The sequence below is a fragment of the Lysobacter sp. DMC97 genome (genome assembly GCF_056313745.1).
This window is the reverse complement of sequence record NZ_JBQUZR010000001.1, coordinates 1-20,905: the sequence shown is the minus strand read 5'-3', so window position 1 is coordinate 20,905 and position 20,905 is coordinate 1. Positions and strand designations below refer to the sequence as shown.

Annotated in this window: 17 protein-coding genes; 11 read left to right on the top strand and 6 right to left on the bottom strand. The window is 69.1% G+C overall.

The genetic code is table 11. The features are described 5' to 3' along the window. Positions 1-45: 45 nt before the first annotated feature. The 4 genes from ACT53Q_RS00085 (at position 46) to ACT53Q_RS00070 (ending at position 3,762) form a co-directional block, all read left to right on the top strand. Positions 46-1,266, top strand: coding sequence for a glycosyltransferase family 4 protein (locus ACT53Q_RS00085; RefSeq protein WP_476184630.1), 1,221 nt, complete (start codon positions 46-48; stop codon positions 1,264-1,266). Between the two features lie 298 nt (positions 1,267-1,564). Beyond that, complete coding sequence (locus tag ACT53Q_RS00080) at positions 1,565-2,380, top strand: hypothetical protein (protein ID WP_476184629.1); 816 nt, start codon at positions 1,565-1,567, stop codon at positions 2,378-2,380. After that, complete coding sequence (locus ACT53Q_RS00075) at positions 2,380-2,829, top strand: hypothetical protein (protein ID WP_476184628.1); 450 nt, start codon at positions 2,380-2,382, stop codon at positions 2,827-2,829. Before ACT53Q_RS00080 ends, ACT53Q_RS00075 begins: the two co-directional genes overlap by 1 nt. 3 nt (positions 2,830-2,832) lie before the next feature. Next, a complete protein-coding gene (locus ACT53Q_RS00070; RefSeq protein ID WP_476184627.1) occupies positions 2,833-3,762 on the top strand; it encodes a hypothetical protein in 930 nt (309 codons plus the stop codon). Positions 3,763-3,909: 147 nt separating this feature from the next. Here ACT53Q_RS00070 and ACT53Q_RS00065 read toward each other — a convergent pair whose 3' ends face one another. Continuing rightward, the gene (locus ACT53Q_RS00065; protein ID WP_476184626.1) at positions 3,910-6,669 is read right to left on the bottom strand and encodes an Ig-like domain-containing protein; all 2,760 of its coding nucleotides are present in this window, start codon (positions 6,667-6,669) and stop codon (positions 3,910-3,912) included. Between the two features lie 210 nt (positions 6,670-6,879). Between ACT53Q_RS00065 and ACT53Q_RS00060 the strand changes: the two genes are divergently transcribed. Then, complete coding sequence (locus tag ACT53Q_RS00060; RefSeq protein WP_476184625.1) at positions 6,880-7,833, top strand: acyltransferase domain-containing protein; 954 nt, start codon at positions 6,880-6,882, stop codon at positions 7,831-7,833. Then, positions 7,830-10,487, top strand: a complete 2,658-nt coding sequence (locus ACT53Q_RS00055; RefSeq protein WP_476184624.1) for a hypothetical protein — start codon at positions 7,830-7,832, stop codon at positions 10,485-10,487. The genes ACT53Q_RS00060 and ACT53Q_RS00055 overlap by 4 nt, the downstream gene beginning before the upstream one ends. Positions 10,488-10,523: 36 nt before the next feature. Here ACT53Q_RS00055 and ACT53Q_RS00050 read toward each other — a convergent pair whose 3' ends face one another. The 4 genes from ACT53Q_RS00050 to ACT53Q_RS00035 form a co-directional block, all read right to left on the bottom strand. Beyond that, entirely contained in the window at positions 10,524-11,342 is an 819-nt protein-coding gene (locus tag ACT53Q_RS00050; protein WP_476184623.1) for a 4'-phosphopantetheinyl transferase family protein, read from the bottom strand. Between the two features lie 10 nt (positions 11,343-11,352). Beyond that, positions 11,353-12,114, bottom strand: coding sequence for a metallophosphoesterase family protein (locus tag ACT53Q_RS00045; protein ID WP_476184622.1), 762 nt, complete (start codon positions 12,112-12,114; stop codon positions 11,353-11,355). A 149-nt stretch (positions 12,115-12,263) separates the two neighbouring features. After that, positions 12,264-13,766, bottom strand: coding sequence for an aldehyde dehydrogenase (locus ACT53Q_RS00040; RefSeq protein ID WP_476184621.1), 1,503 nt, complete (start codon positions 13,764-13,766; stop codon positions 12,264-12,266). Positions 13,767-13,827: 61 nt separating this feature from the next. Continuing rightward, on the bottom strand, positions 13,828-14,376 hold the full coding sequence (locus ACT53Q_RS00035) for a cupin domain-containing protein (protein ID WP_476184620.1): 549 nt from the start codon (positions 14,374-14,376) through the stop codon (positions 13,828-13,830). A gap of 202 nt (positions 14,377-14,578) precedes the next feature. Between ACT53Q_RS00035 and aptA the strand changes: the two genes are divergently transcribed. From aptA to ACT53Q_RS00010, 5 genes are all read left to right on the top strand, one after another. Then, positions 14,579-15,889: an omega-aminotransferase AptA gene (gene aptA / locus ACT53Q_RS00030; protein ID WP_476185146.1), complete on the top strand. Its 1,311-nt coding sequence runs from the start codon at positions 14,579-14,581 to the stop codon at positions 15,887-15,889. Between the two features lie 36 nt (positions 15,890-15,925). Further along, entirely contained in the window at positions 15,926-17,041 is a 1,116-nt protein-coding gene (gene ald / locus ACT53Q_RS00025) for an alanine dehydrogenase (RefSeq protein WP_476184619.1), read from the top strand. 265 nt (positions 17,042-17,306) lie between these two features. Next, positions 17,307-18,797 carry a CoA-acylating methylmalonate-semialdehyde dehydrogenase gene (locus ACT53Q_RS00020; RefSeq protein WP_476184618.1) on the top strand — a complete coding sequence of 497 codons (1,491 nt, stop codon included), beginning with the start codon at positions 17,307-17,309 and terminating at the stop codon, positions 18,795-18,797. A gap of 55 nt (positions 18,798-18,852) precedes the next feature. Beyond that, entirely contained in the window at positions 18,853-19,419 is a 567-nt protein-coding gene (locus ACT53Q_RS00015; protein WP_476184617.1) for a hypothetical protein, read from the top strand. 10 nt (positions 19,420-19,429) lie between these two features. After that, the gene (locus ACT53Q_RS00010) at positions 19,430-20,137 is read left to right on the top strand and encodes an SIR2 family NAD-dependent protein deacylase (protein ID WP_476184616.1); all 708 of its coding nucleotides are present in this window, start codon (positions 19,430-19,432) and stop codon (positions 20,135-20,137) included. On the opposite strand, the gene ACT53Q_RS00005 is transcribed toward ACT53Q_RS00010, so the two are convergent. Beyond that, positions 20,120-20,596, bottom strand: a complete 477-nt coding sequence (locus ACT53Q_RS00005; RefSeq protein WP_476184615.1) for a hypothetical protein — start codon at positions 20,594-20,596, stop codon at positions 20,120-20,122. The genes ACT53Q_RS00010 and ACT53Q_RS00005 overlap by 18 nt on opposite strands. Positions 20,597-20,905: the final 309 nt, after the last annotated feature.

Here is a 20,905-nt window from a genome sequence, read left to right as displayed (position 1 = left end):
CGGGGAGGGCGGCGCATCGCCCCGCACCGACAGGCCTCGCACCGCATGCACATCCTGATCCTCGCCCATGAATTCCCGCCGGTCACCATCGGCGGCGTGGCCACCTACCTGGGGCAGATCGCGGACGCGCTGGCGTCGGAAAACCTCCGGCTGACCATCGCGATCGGCGGATGCGGGCCGCGCGACACCCTCGTCGAAGCCAACCGGCAGGTGCATTTCGTGCATGCCGACGTCGATCCGCTGGTGCTCGGCAGCGAACGCTTCAACCTGTTTTCCGACGGCATCGCCGATGAAGTCGCGCGGCGCTGCGAAGCGGGACCGGGCATCCCGGACGTCATCCACTGCAACAACTGGTTCACCTATCGCTGCGGGCAGCGGCTGCGCGCGCGCTGGGGCCGGCCGATCGTGTCGACGGTGCATTCACTGGAACACCTGATCACGCCGCGCTGGGGCGTGGACACGCTGGGCTTCATCGCCCGGCTGGAACGCGATCTGTGCCGCACCAGCGACCTCATCATCGCCGTGAGCCGGTCGGTGGAGGCGGAGGTCCGCAGCCTGCACCCCGATGCGGACGTCGTCGTGATCCACAACGGCGCGGCGCCGTGGCCGGCGGTCGATCCCGAGGCCGCCGCGGCCATCGATGCGCTGTGCCCCGGGGACACCGCCGCCGACGGATCGCCGGTGAAGCTCGTCGTCTTCGCCGGACGGCTGACGGCGCAGAAGGGACTGCGCTTCCTGCTGCATGCGTTCCGCCGGATCGCGGCGGAACGCGACGACCTCCGGCTCATCGTCGCCGGCGACGGCAACGAGGACCACACCGAGGCCCTTCGCGAATTCGCCGCCACCGATCCGCTGCTGGCGGCCTCGACCCGGCTCGTGGGCAAGCTGGACCGGCCGCAACTGCGGGCGCTGTACGCACGGGCGGCGGTCGCGGTGGTGCCGTCGCTGTACGAGCCGTTCGGCTACGCCGCGACCGAGGCGATGGCCGCCGGCGTGCCGCTGGTCGCTAGCCGCATCGGCGGACTCGCCGAGATCGTCGAGCACGACCGCAACGGCGTGCTCGTCGACGTCGCGTTCGATGCCGACGGCCTGGCGCGGATCGACCCGGACGCACTCGCAGCGGCCATCGTCGATCTGGTCGACGATCCGGCGAAGGCCGAACGCCTCCGCCAGGCGGGCCTGACGCGCGCCGCCGAATTCACCGGCACGCGCATGGCCGACCGGACGCTGCAGGCGTATCGCCGCACGCAAACCGCCAAGGCCTGAGGATCGGCGGGACGGCGCGGGCGAGGAAGACGGCATTGCCGGCGAGGGTCGCGATCCGGGGGACTTGGCCTTGGCAGGCAGCGCAGATGCCATTTCGATCGCCCGGGCGCATTCCCCATTATTTCGCATAATGCATATTATGTAAATAAAGCCATGGCCATGCGGAGGCGCAGGTTCCCGGGCTTTCCGTCACCTTCTCCCGTAGCACCTTCTGGCGATGTCCGTGCAAATGTGTGACGCGCGTTGCAGTTCATGAGGTGCAACGCGGGATGGTCCCGCACCACGTCAGGAGGATGTCATGTCGGAATTTGCACGCAGGGTCGCGCAGGATTCAGTGACGCGGCCGAACGACAACCGGTGCGACTGGCGGCCACGGCCGAAGCGTCCGCATTGCACATGCATCAGCACGGACCACCCGCCGAAGCGGCCCGATCCCGCCATCTACAGCCAGACCCAGCGGATCGCCCAGGGCCAGCCCGCGAGCTGGGAAAGCCCCGACGTCCAGACGAACTGGTGGGACGACTGGCGGTTCATGGACGCGATCCAGGTCCGGGTCCACAACGAATCGAACGAGGCCAGCGCGATCAACACGCTCGTCCAGGTGCGCTGGGCGGCGTTCGGGATCGGCACGCCGTTCTCGCCGCTGGGCGACCAGATGATCAACCTCGGCTTCGCGCCGGACGCCCGCGACCTGCAGTTCCCGATCAACGATGCGGTCCGGGCGCTGGGCAACGATGTCTCGATCGAGGTGCGGATCAGCCACCCGCACGACAAGGCGCCGGACAACAACCTCGGCTACCAGGCGATCCACGGCGTGCGCACCTCGCAGGTCGGCCGTTCGCCGTCGATGCACTTCGCGGTGCGCAATCCGTCGGGGGCATCGCAGGTGCTGACGCTGGCGGTGATGCCCAACGACATCGGCGCCACGGTCACGCCGGCAAGCCGGCTGTACGCCCCGAACGAACAGATCGTGGCGACGCTGTCGACGACCGTGCCCGCCGCCATCGTGCCGCCGGCGGGCGATTTCATCCTGAAGGAAGCCACCGTCGTCGGCTACGACGCCGGCGGCCATCTGATCGGTGGCGTCACGCTGCTCGTGAGGGTCGACGCATGATGACCATGATCCGGGGATTGATCGCCGTCAGCCGCCCGTTCTCGATGCGGATGACCCCCTGCGAACTCAACGGCGCGCTGATCGGCGCGCTCACCGGGCTGTTCTTCTCCGTCGCCTGGATGGCCGGCCGGCAGGCCGACCCGACCTGGGTGCCGGTGGCCTTCCCGCTGTGGCTGCAGATGGCGCTGGCGCTGGCCGCGTTCTGCTGGTGCGCGCTGTTCGGGCTGCTGTGCGGGCCGCTGCGCTATTCGCCGTCGTCGGTGGCCGGGCCGCTACTGGTCAACGCGGTGCTGACCAGCGTGCTGACCGTCTGGCTGTGCAACGTCGTCGGCAAGCCCGCGCTGTTCGTCGCCATCGGGATCGCCGTCGGATTCGCCGTGGGCCGGCTGCTGTGCCGGTTCTGCCGCCGTCCGTCGCGCGCCGCCATCGTCCAGGGAAAGGAGGGCTGAGCCATGTCATTGACCAAACCACCCTGCGGCTCGGGCAGCGCTTCGACCGCCTCCACGTTCTCCGACCTCTGGGGCCTGATCATCTTCCTCGTGGGGCTGATCTCCGGCGTGATCGGCGTGATCACCAAGTTCGCCGAGGTGACCGCGTTTCTCACCCAGATCTGGACCGTCATCGGCATCTCGGCACCGGCGCTGTACTGGCTGGGCGCGATCGCCACCTTCGTCACCGTGCTGATCGTCATCGGCGTCTTCTGGTACAAGAACTGCTTCGAGAAGCCCGAGGGCCTGGACACCTGCTCCGCCGGCGTGATCGAGGAAGTGTTCCCCTCGTTCGACGACTGGCACGAGTGGATGTTCCCGTTCTCCGCGAGCCATCCGCGCATCGACGTCGTGGTCAAGTGCGACTACTGGAACCTCGTCGAGCAGGGCGGCGCGACCGTGGTGTGCAACGACGACACGGATCGCTCCCCCATCCTCTCGGCGTTCTTCGACAGCAAGGCCGTGTGCGCGGCCGGTGGCGGGGCGATGATCGGCGCGGCCGTGGGCGGCATCGGTGGCATCGTCGCCGGCGTGGCCATCGGCGCGGCGATCGGCTGCTCGGCCTCGGGCCCGTTCTACCTGCTGTGCCTGCTGGTGGTGCTGCTGATCGTCGCGGTGGTGGTCGCGGTGTGCGCGCTCGTCGGCGCCTTCGTCGGCGGCATGATCGGCAAGGCCGCCGCCGAGGACAACGATCCGACCGCGGGCGACAACCCGCTGACGATCGGCGACTACATCACCACGCCGGGGAACCTGATCATCATGGGCGACCTGGACAATGCCCGCGCGTACTGGTTCGTGCGCGAAGGCGGGCATGCGCTGTCCGGGCGATCCACCGGTGCCCCGCCCTTCAGCCACGTCGATCCGGACACGAACTTCACGGTCGACGCCTGCTGATGTCGCAGGCCGGGCGGTCGCCGATGCGGCCGCCCGGTCCTTCGAAACGGTGCAGGGACGTGCCTGCACCGATATTCCGACCTCCCCCGCCTCGCCCGTCGCCAGGCCGGATCGCCGGCCTGGCGTTGCGGGGGCGAAGGACGTCGCTTACTGCGTCATCAGCGACACGTCGTCGATCAGGAACGACGTCGCCACCTGCGTGCCTTCCACGCCGAGGAAGTACACGCGGATGGTCTGGCCCTTGTAGGCGCTCAGGTTGAAGCTGCGCTGGACGTAGCTCGTGCCCTTGTTGAGGTTCGAGTACGTGGCCAGCGTGCCCAGCACGGTGTTGCTGCTGTTGCGGACCTGCACCGTCAGCGTGTCGTACGCGTTGGTGGTCGTGGTCTCGGCACTGTCCACGCGCAGCCAGAACGTCAGCGTCGCGCTGGTGACGGTGGACGGGATCGTGACCGTCTGGTACGCCGTATCCGTGTGCGTGGCGCCGTAGCCGTTGAGCCACGCCTTCCAGGTGCCGGTGCGGGCCGGCAGCGTGCCGGTGCTGGTGATCACGCCGCTGGTCACGGTCCAGCTGGTGCTGCCGGACTCGAAGCCGCCGTTGACGATGCGCTCCACCGCGGACGTGGTGTTGCTGACCGAGAACGCGACCGCGCTGGACGTGCCGACGTTGTTGGCGGCGTCGTAGGCCTTGGCGGTCAGGGTGTGGCTGCCGTTGGCCAGCGTGGTCGAATCCAGCGTCGTCGAATACGGCGAGGTCGTGTCGGTGGCCTTGAGGACGTTGTCGACGTAGAACTCGACCTTGGCGACGCCGACGTTGTCGCTGGCAGTGGCGGCCAGGGTGATCGTGCCGCTGGTGCCGGTCTCGGTGGCGCTGACCGTCGGCGGCGTGGTGTCGGCGGTGGTGTTCGACACGGTGAAGGCGACCGGCGTCGACGTGGCGCTGTTGCCGGCGGCGTCGAAGGCCTTGGCGGTCAGGCTGTGGCTGCCGTTGGCCAGCGTGGTCGAATTCAGCGACAGCGAATAGGCCGCCGTGGTGTCGGTGCCGACCAGCACGCCGTCGACGTAGAACTCGACGCGGCTGACGCCGACGTTGTCGCTGGCGGTCGCGGCCAGGGTGATCGTGCCGCTGGTGCCGGTCTCGCTGGCGCTGACGGTCGGCGGCGTGGTATCGGTCGGCGGCGTGCCGCCCTGGTCCACCCACACCGGCGCGGACCACAGGCGCAGGCCGTTCGCCTGGGTGATCAGCGCGTAGTAGAAGTGCTGGCCGGTGGCGGGCGTGAAGGTGTAAGTGCCGCTGCCCTCCGTGAGCTGCGTGACCGTGCCCTTGCGGCCCGGGACGCCCTCGAAGAACTGCACGCGCTGCGCGGTCTGGCCGCTGGTGCTGGCGAAGTTCGCGGTCAGGGTGACGTTGCCGGTGTTGGTGAAGGATTCGCCCATCACGTGGCCGTTCGCGGTCAGCACGAGCTGGCTGGTGCGATCTTCGGTCGCGAACACGCGGCGCGCGCGCAGGGCGTCGTAGAACGCGGTCGTGGTCAGCGCGGTGCCGCTGGGCAGCAGCACGCCGGTGCGGTTGGTGAAGCTCAGGCCCCAGTTCGCGCAGTGGTTGTCCTGGTCGCTCGACGGCGCGACGTGGTAGCCGGCTTCCAGCAGCTTGTTCCAGGCGTCGCCGTAGTTGCTGCGGCCGACTTCGGTCTGGGTGGTGTTGGTCGAGAACGCGGCGCTGTTCATCACTTCCGCCAGCACCATCACGTCCGCGCCGTTGGCGTCGTACGCCAGCGACACGCCGCCGATCTGGAACTGGCCGCTGCTCGCCGGATGGTTGAACTGGCCGATCCAGCCGCGCTGCTTCATCACCGAATACAGCCCGGCGTAGTCGTTCTTCGCGGTGAAGACACCGCCGATCAGCTGGTTGGAGCCGTTGTATTCCCACTCCGCCAGCACATCGGGATTGATGATGTTGAGGTGGCCGCCGTTGCTGATGACGCCCCACTCCAGGCCGTACAGCGCCATGAAGCCCGGGTTGGCCGTGCGCGCGGACGCCGCCGCCTGCAGGCCGCTGCTGAAGAGGTTGTTGGCGGTCGTCGGCGAGGCGGAGGTGTTGGTGCCGGTCGACCCGTCGTACATGTGGTTGTGTTCGGAGGTCAGCAGGAAATCGCCGCCCGCCTGCGTCCGCATCATCGTGTAGGCATCGGCCGGGCCCATCGTGCCGCCCTGCGGGACTTCCGAACCGCCGCAGCTGGCCACCGGCGTGCCGCCGTCGCTGTGGCTGGTCTGGCTGTGCATGTTGCCGTAGTAGATGGTGTACGGCAGGCCGCCGGTGGCGGCGATGCTCTTCTGCGTCGCCGTCGGGGCGCCGGTGGCGGCGGCGCTCTGGCGACCCGTCGGCAGCGGCGCGATCGTCTGGACGCGCGCGGCGGGCACCGTGCCCAGCATCACGTCGTAACGCTGTTCGACCATCTCGTCATGGAACGTGGCGAAGGCCAGCTTCACCTGCTGGGCGACGCTCAGGCGCGCATCGCTTTTGGTGGCGACGGTCGGCACCGCGCGCAGGCGGACGGTGTAGTAGCCCGACGGCAGGGCGCGGCCACTGGCGTCCAGGCCGTTCCAGCGACCGAGCTTGAAGCCGCGGCCGTCGGTCAGCCGGGCGATGCCGCTGTCGCTGCCGATCACCCGGCCGCTGGCGGCGAGCACCTCGACCATCCACGCCGCGCGGGTGTTGTCGCCGGCACCGGGGTAGTCGAAGTCCACCCGGATCGGGAACTTCGCGTCGACGGGCTGGAACGGCACCGACAGCGTGGCGTCGAATTCGTAATGGTCGGGATGGCCGAGATCGGCCGCGGTCGCGAGACTGGTACAGCAGAAGGCAAGCGCGCAGGCAAGGGCCTGCCGGCGCCAAAGGCGATTGTGCATGTGTGGGATTCCCGGGGATGTGGTCCGCGTCCGTGCGGCTGGCGTCCTGCGCCGCATAGTATGGACCGTGCACATTGCAAGCACGAGACGCCCGCCCGGGCAGGCCCGGCGGGCGGGCGACCGCCCTGCCCCGGTGCCGGCCCGCCGCCGCGGCCACGACGGCGATGCCATAATCGCGGGTCGCCGACACGGACGCACAGGAGTGGTGGGATGTCGTTTGCCAGGACGGTCTTCGTCTTTTCCGGACAGGGATCGCAGTACTACCGCATGGGTCAGCCGCTGTACGACGCCGACCCCCTCTTCCGCGAACACCTGCACCGCCTCGATGCGCTGGCGGTCGAACACTGCGGCGTCTCGGTCCTGGAGGCCACCTTCGCCGGCCGGAAGGACGACGCTTTCGACCGGACACTGCTGACCCATCCGGCGATCTTCATGCTGGAACAGGCGCTGGCGCTGCGGCTGGTCGCCGGCGGTATCCGCCCGGACGTGGTGCTGGGGGCCAGCCTCGGCACCTTCGCCGCAGCCACCCAGGCCGGCTGCATGGACGAAGCGACGGCGATGACCGCCGTGGTGGCCCAGGCCCGCACCTTCGAGGCCACCTGCCCGCGCGGCGGCATCATCGCGATCCTCGACAGCCCGTCGCTGTACGAGCAGGAACCCTTCCTGCACGAGGCGAGCGAACTGGCCGCGCTGAATTTCGACATGCATTTCGGGGTGGCGGCGCCGCAGGCGGCGCTGGATGCGATCGAGGTCGAACTGAAGCGGCGCGGCATCGTGTACCAGCGGCTCGCGGTGTCGTTCGCCTTCCATTCGCGGTGGATCGACCCCGCCCGCGCGCCGTACCTGGACGCGATCCGCGGGCTGACGCTGCGCCCGGGCACGTTGCCGATCGCCTGCTGCGACCGCGCGACCACCGACGTCCGCACCCTCGTCCATCAGGACCTGTGGGACGCCCCCCGGCTGCCCATCCGCTTCTTCGACACGATCGCCCGGCTCGAAAGCGAAGGCCCGTGCCGCTACATCGACGTCGGCCCCTCGGGGACGATGGCGACCTTCCTGAAGTACGCCCTGCCCCGCGGCTCCGCGTCCACGGTGCATGCCGTGCTCACGCCGTACGGGCAGGACGTGCGCAACCTCGACACCCTGCTGGCGGCACCGCGATGAGTGACTGGAGCACGCTGCTCGCCGACGCGCTGGCGTCCGGCGAACCCGAGGCCATGCGCCGGGCGCTGTCGACCGTGCCGCAGGGCGCGCTGCGGCAGGCGATCCCGCTGCTGGACCGGATGGCCGACGACGGCGAGCGCGCCGGGCGGCTGGAGGAAGCGCTGTTCTACCGCGACTGCCTGGTGGAAGCGGCGCCGGAACGGGCCGCGGCCCGGCTGGCCCGCGGACGCCTGCGGCTGCGGCTGGGCCTGCACGACGATGCGCTCGACGACGCCCGCCGCCTGCTGCACGCGGCCGGCGACCACGCCGACGCCCTGCGCCTCGCCGGCGAGGCCCACGAAGGTCTGGGCGACCTCGGCGAAGCGCTGGCGGCCTATCGCCGGGCGCAGGCCGCGACGTCGGACCCGGCGCTGGCCGAGCGCATCCGCATCCTCGAGGCAGAACACGGCCGCGCGGAGCTGCTGCGGCGCACGCTGGACCCGGACGCCGCCACCGAGTCGCCCCGGATCGAACTGCCGCCGCCCCCGCAGTCCCGTTTCGATCCCGCGATCCGCGACGACCCGGCGATGCCCGCCGACGCCGAGGCCTTCCGCATCGACGGTCTCGTGCGCCACCTCGGCCGCTACGGCAACCAGGCCTCGCCGCGCCTCGCGATCAACCGCCTGCGCGATCCGCGCTGGTGCGAGGCGTGGGACCGCGCGCTCGGGGGCACCGCCGGCCTGCGCGTCCGCTTCGCCGGCAGCGACCTCGGCGTGCTGGCGCTGCGCGCGCTGCAGCACGGTGCCGCGCACGCGCTGTGCGTCGAGCGCCACCCGCTGGACGGCCGCATCGCCACCGGCATGGTGCAGAAGCATTTCCTCGGCGCCTGGCACGCGCAGCACGGCGACGTCGTCCGCACCTGGACCGACGACGAGCGCCGCGACTCCTTCGACGCCTTCACCCAGGCCGTCGACATCGCGGCCGCCGACGCCGCCGCTGCGCACGCGCCCTGCGACGTCGTGGTGTTCCCGGGCATCGACCACACCCTCCTCGGCACCGGCCTGGTGCCGGCGATCCGCGCCGCCCGCACCGCCGACGGCGGCGTGCCGCGGGTCATGCCCGCGCGGGCGACGCTGTACGCGATGCCGATCCAGTGGCGGTATCCCGACGACGAAGCCGCGGCCGGCTTCGACCTGACCGCCGTCGACCGCCTGCGCTGGAGCGCCTATCCGCAGGCGCTGGAGCTGGGTCCCGAGTGCTGGACCGCCCTCGCCGCGCCGGTCTGCGTGGGCACGCTCGACTTCGCCGCGTTCGAGGAGCGCGTGCAGGCCTTCGACCTGCCCGCGCTGTGCGACGGCCGCATCGACGCCGTGCTGACTTGGTTCGACCTGGACCTCGACGGTACCTCGGCCGACGCGCGCCTGAGCAGCGCGCCCGACGGCGGCCTGCGCTGCCTGCGCCCGGCGGTCCACGCCGCAGACGGCGTGCCGGTGCGCGCGGGCGAGCCGCTGCAGCTCCATGTCGGCCTCCACGACACCAGGCTGCACGTGCGCACCGTGCCCGCGCCCGTGCGCCCGCACGCCAACACGCTGCCGTCGTGGTACGTGCCGATGCTATGCGACGCTCGCCGCAACGCGGCGTATCGGCGCGCGCTGCGCGACCTGCTGCGGCTGGCACCGACGCGGCTGGCGCTGGACATCGGCGCCGGCACCGGACTGCTGTCGATGCTGGCCGTGGAAGCCGGGGCCACGCGGGTCGTCGCCTGCGAACAACTGCCCGCGATCGCGGCCGTCGGCCGCGAGACCGTGGCCGCGAACGGCCATGCCGGCCGGGTGGCCTTCGTCGAGAAGGACTGCCGCGCGCTGGAAATCCCCGCCGACCTGCCCGAACGCGCCGACCTCGCGCTGTTCGAGCTGTTCGACTGCAGCCTGATCGGCGAAGGCGTGCTGCATTTCCTCGCCCACGCCCGCGAGCACCTGCTGCGACCGGACGCGCGCTTCCTGCCCGCCGGTGCGCGGCTGCGCGCACAGGTGGTCGAGTACCGCTTCGACCACGTGCTCGGCGTCGACGCCGGGCTGCTCAATCCCTACCTGGCGTCGCTGGAATTCGTGAACGTCGATGCGCGCACGCTCGGCCATCGCCCGCTGAGCGACCCGTTCGACCTGTTCGACTTCGATTTCGCGACCGCCGGGCCGGAGCCGCAGGAGATGGCGATCGATCCGGTCGCGACCGCCGACGGCACCGCCGGCGCCCTGCTCTTCTGGTTCGACCTGCGCCTGGACGGCGACATCGCACTGTCGAACGCGCCCGACGCCGCGCCGCTGCACTGGCACCAGGGCCTGCAGTTCCTGCCCGAGGTCCGGATCTCGGCCGGGCAGGCGCTACCGCTGGCCGCGAAGCACAACGGCAGTGCCCTGCGCTTCCAGTGGCGCCAGGACGAACTGCCGAAGGAGGCCTTCTCGCGCCTGCCGCGGCTGGACCCGAACTGGCTCGCGGCCAACGCCGAACTCGACCAGCGCACCGGGCAACTGCTGCAGCACTGCGCGCAGGATCCGGACGAGTACCGCAAGGTCGCCGCGATCGCGCAGCGCCTGGCGGTCGATCCGGCGCGCCACGGGCTGGACCCGGTGATCGCCGAGCGTTTCCTGCGGATGTTCCTCAACGCGCCGGACTGAGAGCCGGCCGCACTGACGGCCGGCACACGCCGACGCTCAGGCGTCGGCGTCGGAGCGCCGCGTCGACACGGCCGCGATCGGCTCGTCCGGACACAGCGGCAGGCAGCGGCGCAGCGCGACGGTCGTCGGCGGCCGCTCGCCGCGCTCGGCGCAGATCGCCAGCAGGTAGTCGCCGGCGGGCCGGTACTGCCACAGCGCCCAGCGTTCGGGCGCGTCCTCCAGCTCGGGCTCGATCGCCAGCCGCACCCCGGTCTCGTGCGGGTAGTGGAAGCTGAAACGCTCCAGCGGCAGCGCCAGCCCCAGGCCGCGCGCCTTGATGTACGACTCCTTGAAGGTCCAGTACTCGAAGAAGCGATCGTGGCGGATCGATTCGGGCTGCTGCCGCAGCGCTTCGACCTCGGCCGGGGCGAAGTAACGGTCGACGACCTCCAGCGGGCCCTTGCGGTCGCCGACGTGCTCCACGTCCACGCCGAGTTCGCGGCCGCGGGTCACGCCCAGCGCGATCAGGCCGCTGGTGTGCGACACGTTGAAACGCAGGTCGGCGGCCTCGGGGCAGCGGGCGACGATCTCAGGTGCGATGTGCGGCCGGCCGTGACCGTTGTCGGCGAACCGCCAGTCGGCAGGCGGCAGCGGCGCATAACGAGAGAGGACGGTGCGCACCAGCGCGCGCGTCACGAGGTAGCACAGGCGATCGTCGGCGAAATAGAAGCGCGACTCGCGCGCCAGTTCGTCCTCGGTCAGCAGCGCGCGCAGCCGCGGCACGAGGTCGGCGGCGAGGTCGTAGTACGCCAGCCACAGGTCGATGTCGGCGCCGGGCGTCGATGTCGACGTGTCGGTGGCGTCCGTTCCGCCCATGCGCCGGTACTCAGATCTCGTCGATGCACAGCAGCCGCTTGGAGGCGATCCCATCCTCCTGCGGATAGCCGAAGGCGTTGTTGATGTAGTGCACGCCGTCGAGCCGCACCGAGCGGTTGATGTGGCTGTGGCCGTAGACGTGGATGTGCGGCGTGAACCGGCGCAGCTGCGCCTCCAGCCGCACCGTACCCAGCACCGGGTCCAGCGTGCGGTGCCGCTGCGGCACGAACATCGGCACCAGGTCGATCCGGGGCATGAAGTGCGAGTAGGTGATCACCCGCGCCGGCACGTCGTCCGGCGGCGCCTCGTTCATGTCGTCGAACAGCGCCGAGACCTCCTCCGGCCCCGCGCCGTCCGGCCAGCGGCAGGTGCGGAAGTCGGCCCACATCTGCAGCAGGCTGTCGTCGGGCTTGCCGAAGGAGAAGTCGTACCAGCCCAGCAGCGGCTGGATCAGCGTGCCCTCGCGACGGAAGGCCTGCATCGAGGCGCCGTTGTCGGCGGCGATGTCGGCCACTTCGCGGAATTTCTGCAGGGAATGCCGCTCCGGCGGCTCGCCCACCACCCACAGGTCGTGGTTGCCGGGCACGAACAGCACCTGCGCGAACCGGCGGGAGAAGGCATCGATGCATTCGGCCAGCAGCTTCGGCCGATGCGACACGTCGCCGGCGAGGATCAGCAGGTCGTCGCGATGGTCGGCACGGGACAGGCCGTGGACCCAGCGCATGTTCGCGTCGTAGTCGACATGGATGTCCGAAATCGCGAAGACGCGCATCGCTGTCCTGGGGCGTGAAAGGGAAAGCCCGGCAATGGCGCGGGCCGCGGCGATTCTCCACCGTGCCCCGGACCGGGTCAAACGCGAGCGTTTCGCATCCGTGACCGGCGTTCATGCACGACGCCGGCCCGGCATGCGCGATGGATCACTCAGGTGGCGAGATTGATCCAGGTCGCCTTCACTTCGGTGTATTTCTCGAAGGCGTGCAGCGACTTGTCGCGCCCGTTGCCGGACTGCTTGTAGCCGCCGAACGGCGCGGTCATGTCGCCGCCGTCCCAGTAGTTCACCCAGACGCTGCCGGCGCGCAGCTTGCGCGCCACGCGGTGCGCGCGGCCGATGTCGCGGGTCCAGACGCCGGCGGCGAGGCCGTACTCGGTGTCGTTGGCCAGCCGCAGGGCCTCGGCCTCGTCGTCGAAGCCGATCACCGACAGCACCGGGCCGAAGATTTCCTCGCGGGCGATGGTGTGGTCGTGGGCGACGTCGTCGAACACGGTCGGTTCGAGGTAGCAGCCGCCGGCCACCACGTCGGCCCGGCGTCCGCCCAGCAGCAGCTTCCCGCCCTCGGCCTGCCCCTTCGCGATGAACTCCAGCACGCGCGCGGTCTGGCCTTCGTCGACCATCGCGCCCATCGCCGCGCCGGGCTCGAACGGATGCCGCGGCTGCATCGCGCGGCCGGCCTCGACCACCGCCGCGACGAATTCCTCCTTCACCGAGCGCTGCACCAGCAGGCGCGAGGCAGCGGTGCAGACCTCGCCCTGGTTGTAGAAGATCGCGGTGGCGGCGGCCTTCGCGGCCTGCTCCAGGTCGGGCGCGTCGGCGAAGACGAGGTTCGGGCTCTTGCCGCCGCACTCCATGTAGGCGCGTTTCATGTTCGAGCGCCCGGCGCACTGCAGCAGGTGCCGGCCGACGGCGGTCGAGCCGGTGAACACCAGCCCGTCGACGTCCATGTGCAGCGCCAGCGGCTCGCCGGCCTCGCGACCGAAGCCCGGGACGACGTTGAACACGCCGGCCGGGATGCCCGCCTCCATCGCGATCTCCGCCAGCCGCAGCGCGGTCAGCGGCGACTTCTCGGACGGCTTGAGCACCACCGAATTGCCGGTGGCCAGCGCCGGGGCGATCTTCCACGCCGCCATCAGCAGCGGGAAGTTCCAGGGGACGATCGCGCCGATCACGCCCAGCGGTTCACGGGTGATCAGGCCCAGCTCGTCCTGGCCGGTCGCGGCCACCTCGCCGTAGACCTTGTCGATCGCCTCGCCGGTCCACGACAGGCAGCGGATGGTCGCGGCGATGTCGACCTGGCGGGCGTCGGTGACCGGCTTGCCCATGTCCAGCGATTCGAGCACGGCCAGCTCGTCGCCATATTTTTCAATGAGCTGCGCGAACTTGATGAGAATCTTCTTGCGATGCGTGGGCCGGGTGTCCGCCCAGATCCCCGCCTCGAAACTGCGTCGCGCCGCGGCCACGGCACGGTCGATGTCCTCGGCGCCGCCCTCGGCCACCTGCGCCAGCACGCGGCCGTCGATCGGGCTGACGCAGTCGAAGGTGCGGCCGTCGGCCGCGTCGACGTAGCGGCCATCGATGAAGGCCCGGGTCCGGATGGCGAGGCCGTCGGCGATCGCCTGCCAGCGTTCGCGGGTGTCGGGGGTGGTCATGCGGGGGCTCCGGGATGCGGGACGGGGCCGACGGAACGGCCCGTGGGAGATTGGGAGGAGGTCAGAAGGTCGGCGGCGTGCTGGCGCTGACGATCACCGCGTCGGCATCGCCGACGTTGCGGAAGCGGTGCGGCTTGCGGCAGTCGAAGTAGTAGCCCTCGCCCGCCTCCAGCACCCGCACCTGGTCGTCCACGGTCAGTTCGACCCGGCCCTGCAGGATCACGCCGCCCTCCTCGCCGTCGTGGGTGATCATGCCCGAGCCGGTGTCGCTGCCCGGTTCCATGACTTCGCGCAACACGCACATCTGCCGCTTCGGGCGATGGTGGCCGATCAGGAAATAGTGGATGTCGTTGCTGCCCATGTCGGGCTGCTCGTCGACGCCGTAGAACGGCTGGTCCGACGGCCGCGTGTCGATGTCGAGCGTGAAGAAGTCGGCCATCGAGATCGGGATCCCGTCCAGCACCTTCTTCAGCGAACTCACCGACGGGCTGACCTTGTTCTGTTCGATCAGCGAGATGGTGCTGTTGGTGACCCCCACCCGCTTGGCCAGCTCGCGCTGGCTGAGCCCCTTGTTCTTGCGGACGAGCTGCAGACGTGCGCCGATGTCCATTGGGTTCCGGTCGACTTTGGTGTAGCGGGATACTTTACACGGCTACGGCCGTGCAGCATTTTTCGTCAAATGCGAACCGGTTGTAAAGTTTTTTCAACGCGCTAAGCTTCCCGTCGACCCGTTCGGCCCAGGATCCCGCCCCATGCGCGACGACACTTCCGCCTCTTCCCTCGGCGCCGCCTACACGGCCCAGGCCACCCGCATGCCGGACGCGATGGACGCGTTCTGGATGCCGTTCTCGGCGAACCGCCAGTTCAAGGCGAACCCGCGCCTGCTCGCCAGCGCCGAAGGCATGTTCTACCGCTCCGTCGACGGCCGCGAGATCCTCGACGCCACCGGTGGCCTGTGGTGCTGCAACGCCGGCCACGCCCGCCCGCGCATCGTCGAGGCCGTGCGCCAGCAGATCTCGACGCTCGATTTCGCGCCCACCTTCCAGATGGGCCACCCGCTGCCGTTCACGCTGGCCGAGCGCCTGAAGGCGATCGCGCCGGACCATCTCGGCCACCTGTTCTTCACCAACTCCGGTTCGGAATCGGTCGACACCGCGCTGAAGATCGCCCTCGCCTACCACCGCGCCCGCGGCGAAGGCCAGCGCACCCGCCTGATCGGCCGCGAGAAGGGCTACCACGGCGTCGGTTTCGGCGGCATCTCGGTGGGCGGCCTGCCCAACAACCGCAAGTGGTTCGGCAGCCTGCTGCCGGGCGTCGACCACCTGCGCCACACGCTCGACATCGAACGCAACGCTTTCAGCCGAGGCCTGCCCGCGCACGGGCTGGAACTGGCCGAGGACCTCGAACGCCTCGTCCTGCTGCACGATGCCAGCACGATCGCCGCCGTCATCGTCGAACCGGTCGCCGGTTCGGCCGGCGTGGTTCTGCCGCCGGAAGGCTACCTGCGCCGACTGAGGGAAATCTGCGACAGGCACGGCATCCTGCTGATCTTCGACGAAGTCATCACCGGCTTCGGCCGCGTCGGCAAGGCGTTCGCCGCCGAACGCTTCGGCGTGAAGCCCGACATGATCACCTGCGCGAAGGGCCTGACCAACGGCTGCGTGCCGATGGGCGCGGTGTTCGTATCCGACGGCATCCACGAGGCCTTCATGAAGGGCCCGGAGCAGATGATCGAGCTGTTCCACGGCTACACCTATTCCGGCCACCCGCTGGCCTGCGCCGCCGCGCTGGCGACGCTGGACACCTACGCCGAGGAAAACCTCTTCGAGCAGGCCATCGTGCTGGAAGACGCCTGGGCCGATGCCATCCACGCCCTGCGCGGGCTGCCGAACGTGGTCGACATCCGCAACATCGGCCTGATCGGCGCGATCGAGCTGGCGCCGCGCCCGGGCGCGCCCGGCGCCCGCGCCTACGACGTGTTCACCCGCTGCTTCCACCAGGAAAACCTGCTGATCCGCGTGACCGGCGACGTCATCGCGCTGTCGCCGCCGCTGATCCTCGACCGCGACCACATCGACCGCATCTTCCGAACCCTTGCGCATGTGATCGCCGAAACGGCCTAATGCGCGCCTTGCCCATCCTCTGAACGGTATCCAGCCATGCTCATCGGCGTTCCCAAGGAAATCAAGAATCACGAATACCGCATCGGCCTGACGCCCGCGGGCGCGCGCGAGCTGGTGAACCATGGCCACCGGGTGATGGTGCAGCGCGACGGCGGCAAGGCCATCGGCCTCACCAACGAGATGTACGTGAAGGCCGGCGCCGAGATCGTGGACACCGCGGAGGAAATCTTTGCCCGCGCCGACATGATCATCAAGGTGAAGGAACCGCAGCCGGTCGAATGCGCGATGCTGCGCCCCGGCCAGGTGCTCTACACCTACCTGCATCTCGCGCCCGACCCCGCGCAGACCGCGGCGCTGGTGAAGTCCGGTTGCACCGCGATCGCCTACGAGACCGTCACCGACAAGCGCGGCGGCCTGCCGCTGCTGGCGCCGATGTCCGAGGTCGCCGGCCGCATGTCGATCCAGGCCGGCGCGCATGCGCTGGAGAAGGCGCAGGGCGGCTCGGGCGTGCTGCTCGGCGGCGTGCCGGGCGTGAAGCCGGCGGAAGTGCTGGTGATCGGCGGCGGCGTGGTCGGCATCAACGCCGCACGCATGGCGATGGGCCTGAACGCGCACGTCACCATCCTCGACCGCTCGCTGGAGCGCCTGAAGTACCTCGACGAGGTCTACGGTCACCAGCTCACCACCATCTACTCGACGCACGACGCCATCGAGGAACGCCTGCCCGACACCGACCTGGTGATCGGCGCGGTGCTCATCCCCGGCGCCGCCGCGCCGAAGCTGGTGTCGCGCGACCAGCTGAAGCTGATGCGCCCGGGCTCGGTGCTGGTCGACGTCGCGATCGACCAGGGCGGCTGCTTCGAGACCTCGAAGGCCACCACCCACCAGAACCCGACCTACGAAGTGGACGGCATCATCCACTACTGTGTCGCCAACATGCCCGGCGGCGTCGCCCGCACCTCCACCTTCGCCCTCACCAACGCCACCCTGCCCTTCGCGGTGCAGCTGGCGAACAAGGGCGCGAAGAAGGCGCTGCTGGACGACCCCCACCTGCTCAACGGCCTGAACGTGCACGCCGGCAAGATCACCTACCAGGCGGTCGCCCAGGACCTCGGCTACGAATACGTGCCGGCGGAGAAGGCGCTGGGTTGAGGCACGCAGCACATCGGTAGAGCGGCCTTCAGGCCGCTGCTTTGGCTTCCGAATGAAGCAGCGGCCTGAAGGCCGCTCTACCGAAGCCAGTCGGTGATTTCCACACGCAGGCGGCGGATGCGGGAGTTCCTTCTCCCCGCATGCGGGGAGAAGGTGCCGAAGGCGGATGAGGGGCGCTCTGCCGAAACCTGATCAAGCCATATCGCGGAAGCGATGACGGACACGATCGACGTTTGAAGAGAGGTTCAATCCGATGTCAGCTTCCGTGCCCACTCTCCCCCACTGCATCGCCGGCACCCACACCGCCGGCCGCTCCGACCGCCACGCCGACGTCTTCGATCCCGCCACCGGCGCGGTGACGAAGCGCGTGCCGCTGGCCTCCGTCGACGACGTGCACACCGCGGTCGACGCCGCGGCCGCCGCGTTTCCGGCCTGGGCCGAGACCACGCCGCTCAACCGCGCGCGGGTGATGTTCCGCTTCAAGGATCTGCTGGAGCGACACGCTGGCGACCTCGCGGCGATCATCACCGCCGAGCACGGCAAGGTGCTGTCCGATGCGCGTGGCGAAGTGACCCGTGGCCTCGAAGTGGTCGAGTTCGCCTGCGGCATCCCGCACCTACTCAAGGGCGAGCATTCGATGAACGTCGGCCGCGAGGTCGATTCGTGGACCGAATACGCGCCGCTGGGCGTCGTCGCCGGCATCACGCCGTTCAACTTCCCGGCGATGGTGCCGCTGTGGATGTTCCCGGTTGCCCTCGCCTGCGGCAACACGTTCGTGCTGAAACCTTCCGAGCGCGATCCGTCCGCCGCCAACTTCATGGCCGATCTGCTGAAGCAGGCCGGGCTGCCCGACGGCGTGTTCAACGTCGTCCACGGCGACAAGGTCGCGGTCGATGCGCTGCTCGATGCGCCGCGCGTGCAGGCGATCAGTTTCGTCGGCTCCACACCGATCGCCGAGTACATCTATGCCCGCGGCAGCGCCAACGGCAAGCGCGTGCAGGCGCTGGGCGGCGCCAAGAACCACATGGTCGTGCTGCCCGACGCCGATCTCGACGGCGCGGTCTCCGCGTTGCTCGGCGCCGGCTACGGCTCGGCCGGCGAACGCTGCATGGCGATCTCGGTCGCCGTGTGCGTCGGCGACGCCACCGCGGACGCGCTGGTCGCGAAGCTGGCACCGAAGGTCGCCGCGCTGAAGATCGGTCCCGGCTGCCTCGATCCCGAGATGGGCCCGCTGGTCACCGGCGCGCACCGCGACAAGGTCCGCGGCTACGTCGACGCCGGCGTGGCCGAGGGCGCGACGCTGGTCGTCGACGGCCGCGGCCACGCGGTCGACGGCCACGCCGACGGTTTCTTCCTCGGCGGCTGCCTGTTCGACCGCGTCACGCCGGCGATGACGATCTACCGCGAGGAAATCTTTGGCCCGGTGCTGAGCGTGGTCCGCGTGCCGGATTTCGAGACCGCGTTGAAGCTGGTGAACGAACACGAATACGGCAACGGCACCGCGATCTTCACCCGCGACGGCGGCGCCGCGCGCGAATTCGCGCATCGCGTGCAGGCCGGCATGGTCGGAGTGAACGTGCCCATCCCGGTGCCGATGGCCTTCCACAGCTTCGGCGGCTGGAAGCGCTCGATCTTCGGCCCGCTGCACGTCCACGGCCCCGACGGCGTGCGCTTCTACACGCGATTGAAGACGATCACCGCGCGCTGGCCGGACGACGTCCGCCACGCGGAATTCGTGATGCCGACGATGAAGTGACCAACGATGCGCATCGCGCATCGAAGGTCATCCCGAACGCATGCGAGGGATCTGCTTGCACACGCTGAACCGCACCAGGATCGTCATCCTCTCGGGCGCCGGGATCAGCGCCCGGGCTCTGGTCGCAGCCGCCCTCGCTTCGCTGGCCGCGGTCTCCGTGCCGGTTTCCGCGGGCCGCCCGGCACGCCCCGATCTCGGCGCGCAAACCCGTCGTTTCGTGGAGCACTACAAGGTCTCTCCGGAACGCGATGCACGGGACATGGCGAACTTGCGCCGCGTCCTGTCGCCGGCGTTCTTCCGGGCCCTCGACGCGGCCTTCCGCGAAGATCGCGAAACCTCGGCACAGGATCCGACTGCCAAGCCGCCCCACGCCGATTTCACCTTCATCTGCTCGGACGGTTCATTGGACGGTTACGCCATTTCGTCCGTGCGCCACACCTCATCCTCGTCCGCCGACGTGATCGTTTCGTTCCACGAGCTCTATCACGGCGAAACCTACCGCTGGAAGGACCGCTATCGCTGGATCCGCACGCAGGCCGGCTGGCGGCTCGACGACATCGAATGCGAAATCGATCGTCCCGGTGGCCGCCACTCCATGCGCAAGGCGATCGATCATGGATGACGGAAAACGCATGCATCCGAACAAGATCGTCATCCTCTCCGGCGCCGGCATCAGCGCCGAAAGCGGGCTGCCCACGTTCCGCGACGCCGACGGGCTGTGGCGCAATCACGACTGGCGTGCGCTCGCCAGCCCGGAAGGCTGGCGCAAGCATCCGGAAGTCGTGCTCGAGTTCTACAACGAACGCCGCGCCCGCGCCGCCGAAGCGCAACCGAACGCCGCGCACCGCGCGATCGCCGAACTGGAATCGAAGTACGAGGTCGTGGTCGTCACCCAGAACGTCGACGACCTGCACGAGCGCGGCGGGTCGACGCAGGTCGTGCACCTGCACGGCGAACTGGCGTGGGCGCGCGGCACCTCGCCGCGGCGGCTGCGTCGTCGCATCGACGCCGCGCCGATCCACATCGGCGACCTGTGCGACGACGGCTCGCAACTGCGACCCGACATCGTCTGGTTCGGCGAGGACGTGCCGATGATGGACGTCGCCGCACGCCACGTGACCGAAGCGGCGAAAGTGCTGGTCGTCGGCACCTCGCTGTCGGTCTACCCCGCCGCCTCGCTGACCCGCTACGCCAGCCCGACCGCGGAGAAGGTGGTGTGCGCGTTCGAGGTCGACGACCTGCCGTGGGGCTTCCGCATGCTGCGCGGCCCGGCGACGGAGATCGTGCCGGGGTTGGTGCGGGAGTGGTTGGGAACATCGACATTATCGAGGCCCAAATGACGATGCAACAATCTCCGCCAGAGATCCGGGCTTGTCAGGTTTGCACTTGTATAGAGCGAAACGCTTGAAATGATCGAGAGATAACTTGCCGGGAAATCCCGTCTCGACGAATGGCACGATCATCTGATCGAACGCTCTTTCCTCCTGCCATTTTTTCCACGAAACAAGTTGCCCGTAGATTTCCTGCTTGGCAATCATGAAGATGACACCGTCACCACCTGGCTTTGCCGCCTGGAATGGCCAGCATCTTCTTCTGAAATCATCGATTTCTTCATTAGGCTGATCCCGCCAATCAAAGAGTGAAACGCAGCCAAGGCGCCTGAAGAACGAGTTCTTCGATGATCCGAAAGTACTGACAAAGGAATCATCCGAGTTGGGGAGAAGGCCGTCGGAACGAATGATTTCCGGCCAATTTTCAACCCTTGTGACATGAAAGACCTGCCCCTCTACAAGCCGCATTATTCGGTCCTTCGACATCTTTCTTGGCGCAGATTTCATGCAGCCTCAATCACAAGGGTTGGAATTTCCCACCGGTTTCTGTGAAACATACGCGAGCTACAACCCCCGATCCATCCGGAACACAGAGAACCCCGCCGGGTCGGTCTGGCCTGCGACCGGGGCGTAGCGGCCATCGGGTTCGCGGACGAGGAAGAACAGCAGCGTCTGCGCGTCGTCACGATGGAAGTCGAGCTGACCTGAGACGAATCATGTAGCCGATCGGCAGGTGAGTTCTCTACCCTCGACAGACCAAGGAGAACTCATGAAGAA

Bases quoted from the DNA above. Each gene is read 5' to 3' on its own strand.
- ald (WP_476184619.1), top strand. From the start codon at position 15,926: ATGCTCATCGGCGTTCCCAAGGAAATCAAGAATCACGAATACCGCATC.
- ACT53Q_RS00065 (WP_476184626.1), bottom strand. From the start codon at position 6,669: ATGCACAATCGCCTTTGGCGCCGGCAGGCCCTTGCCTGCGCGCTTGCC.
- aptA (WP_476185146.1), top strand. From the start codon at position 14,579: ATGCCGGACGCGATGGACGCGTTCTGGATGCCGTTCTCGGCGAACCGC.
- ACT53Q_RS00055 (WP_476184624.1), top strand. From the start codon at position 7,830: ATGAGTGACTGGAGCACGCTGCTCGCCGACGCGCTGGCGTCCGGCGAA.
- ACT53Q_RS00075 (WP_476184628.1), top strand. From the start codon at position 2,380: ATGACCATGATCCGGGGATTGATCGCCGTCAGCCGCCCGTTCTCGATG.
- ACT53Q_RS00010 (WP_476184616.1), top strand. From the start codon at position 19,430: ATGCATCCGAACAAGATCGTCATCCTCTCCGGCGCCGGCATCAGCGCC.
- ACT53Q_RS00005 (WP_476184615.1), bottom strand. From the start codon at position 20,596: ATGCGGCTTGTAGAGGGGCAGGTCTTTCATGTCACAAGGGTTGAAAAT.
- ACT53Q_RS00085 (WP_476184630.1), top strand. From the start codon at position 46: ATGCACATCCTGATCCTCGCCCATGAATTCCCGCCGGTCACCATCGGC.
- ACT53Q_RS00070 (WP_476184627.1), top strand. From the start codon at position 2,833: ATGTCATTGACCAAACCACCCTGCGGCTCGGGCAGCGCTTCGACCGCC.
- ACT53Q_RS00060 (WP_476184625.1), top strand. From the start codon at position 6,880: ATGTCGTTTGCCAGGACGGTCTTCGTCTTTTCCGGACAGGGATCGCAG.
- ACT53Q_RS00080 (WP_476184629.1), top strand. From the start codon at position 1,565: ATGTCGGAATTTGCACGCAGGGTCGCGCAGGATTCAGTGACGCGGCCG.
- ACT53Q_RS00045 (WP_476184622.1), bottom strand. From the start codon at position 12,114: ATGCGCGTCTTCGCGATTTCGGACATCCATGTCGACTACGACGCGAAC.
- ACT53Q_RS00050 (WP_476184623.1), bottom strand. From the start codon at position 11,342: ATGGGCGGAACGGACGCCACCGACACGTCGACATCGACGCCCGGCGCC.
- ACT53Q_RS00035 (WP_476184620.1), bottom strand. From the start codon at position 14,376: ATGGACATCGGCGCACGTCTGCAGCTCGTCCGCAAGAACAAGGGGCTC.
- ACT53Q_RS00040 (WP_476184621.1), bottom strand. From the start codon at position 13,766: ATGACCACCCCCGACACCCGCGAACGCTGGCAGGCGATCGCCGACGGC.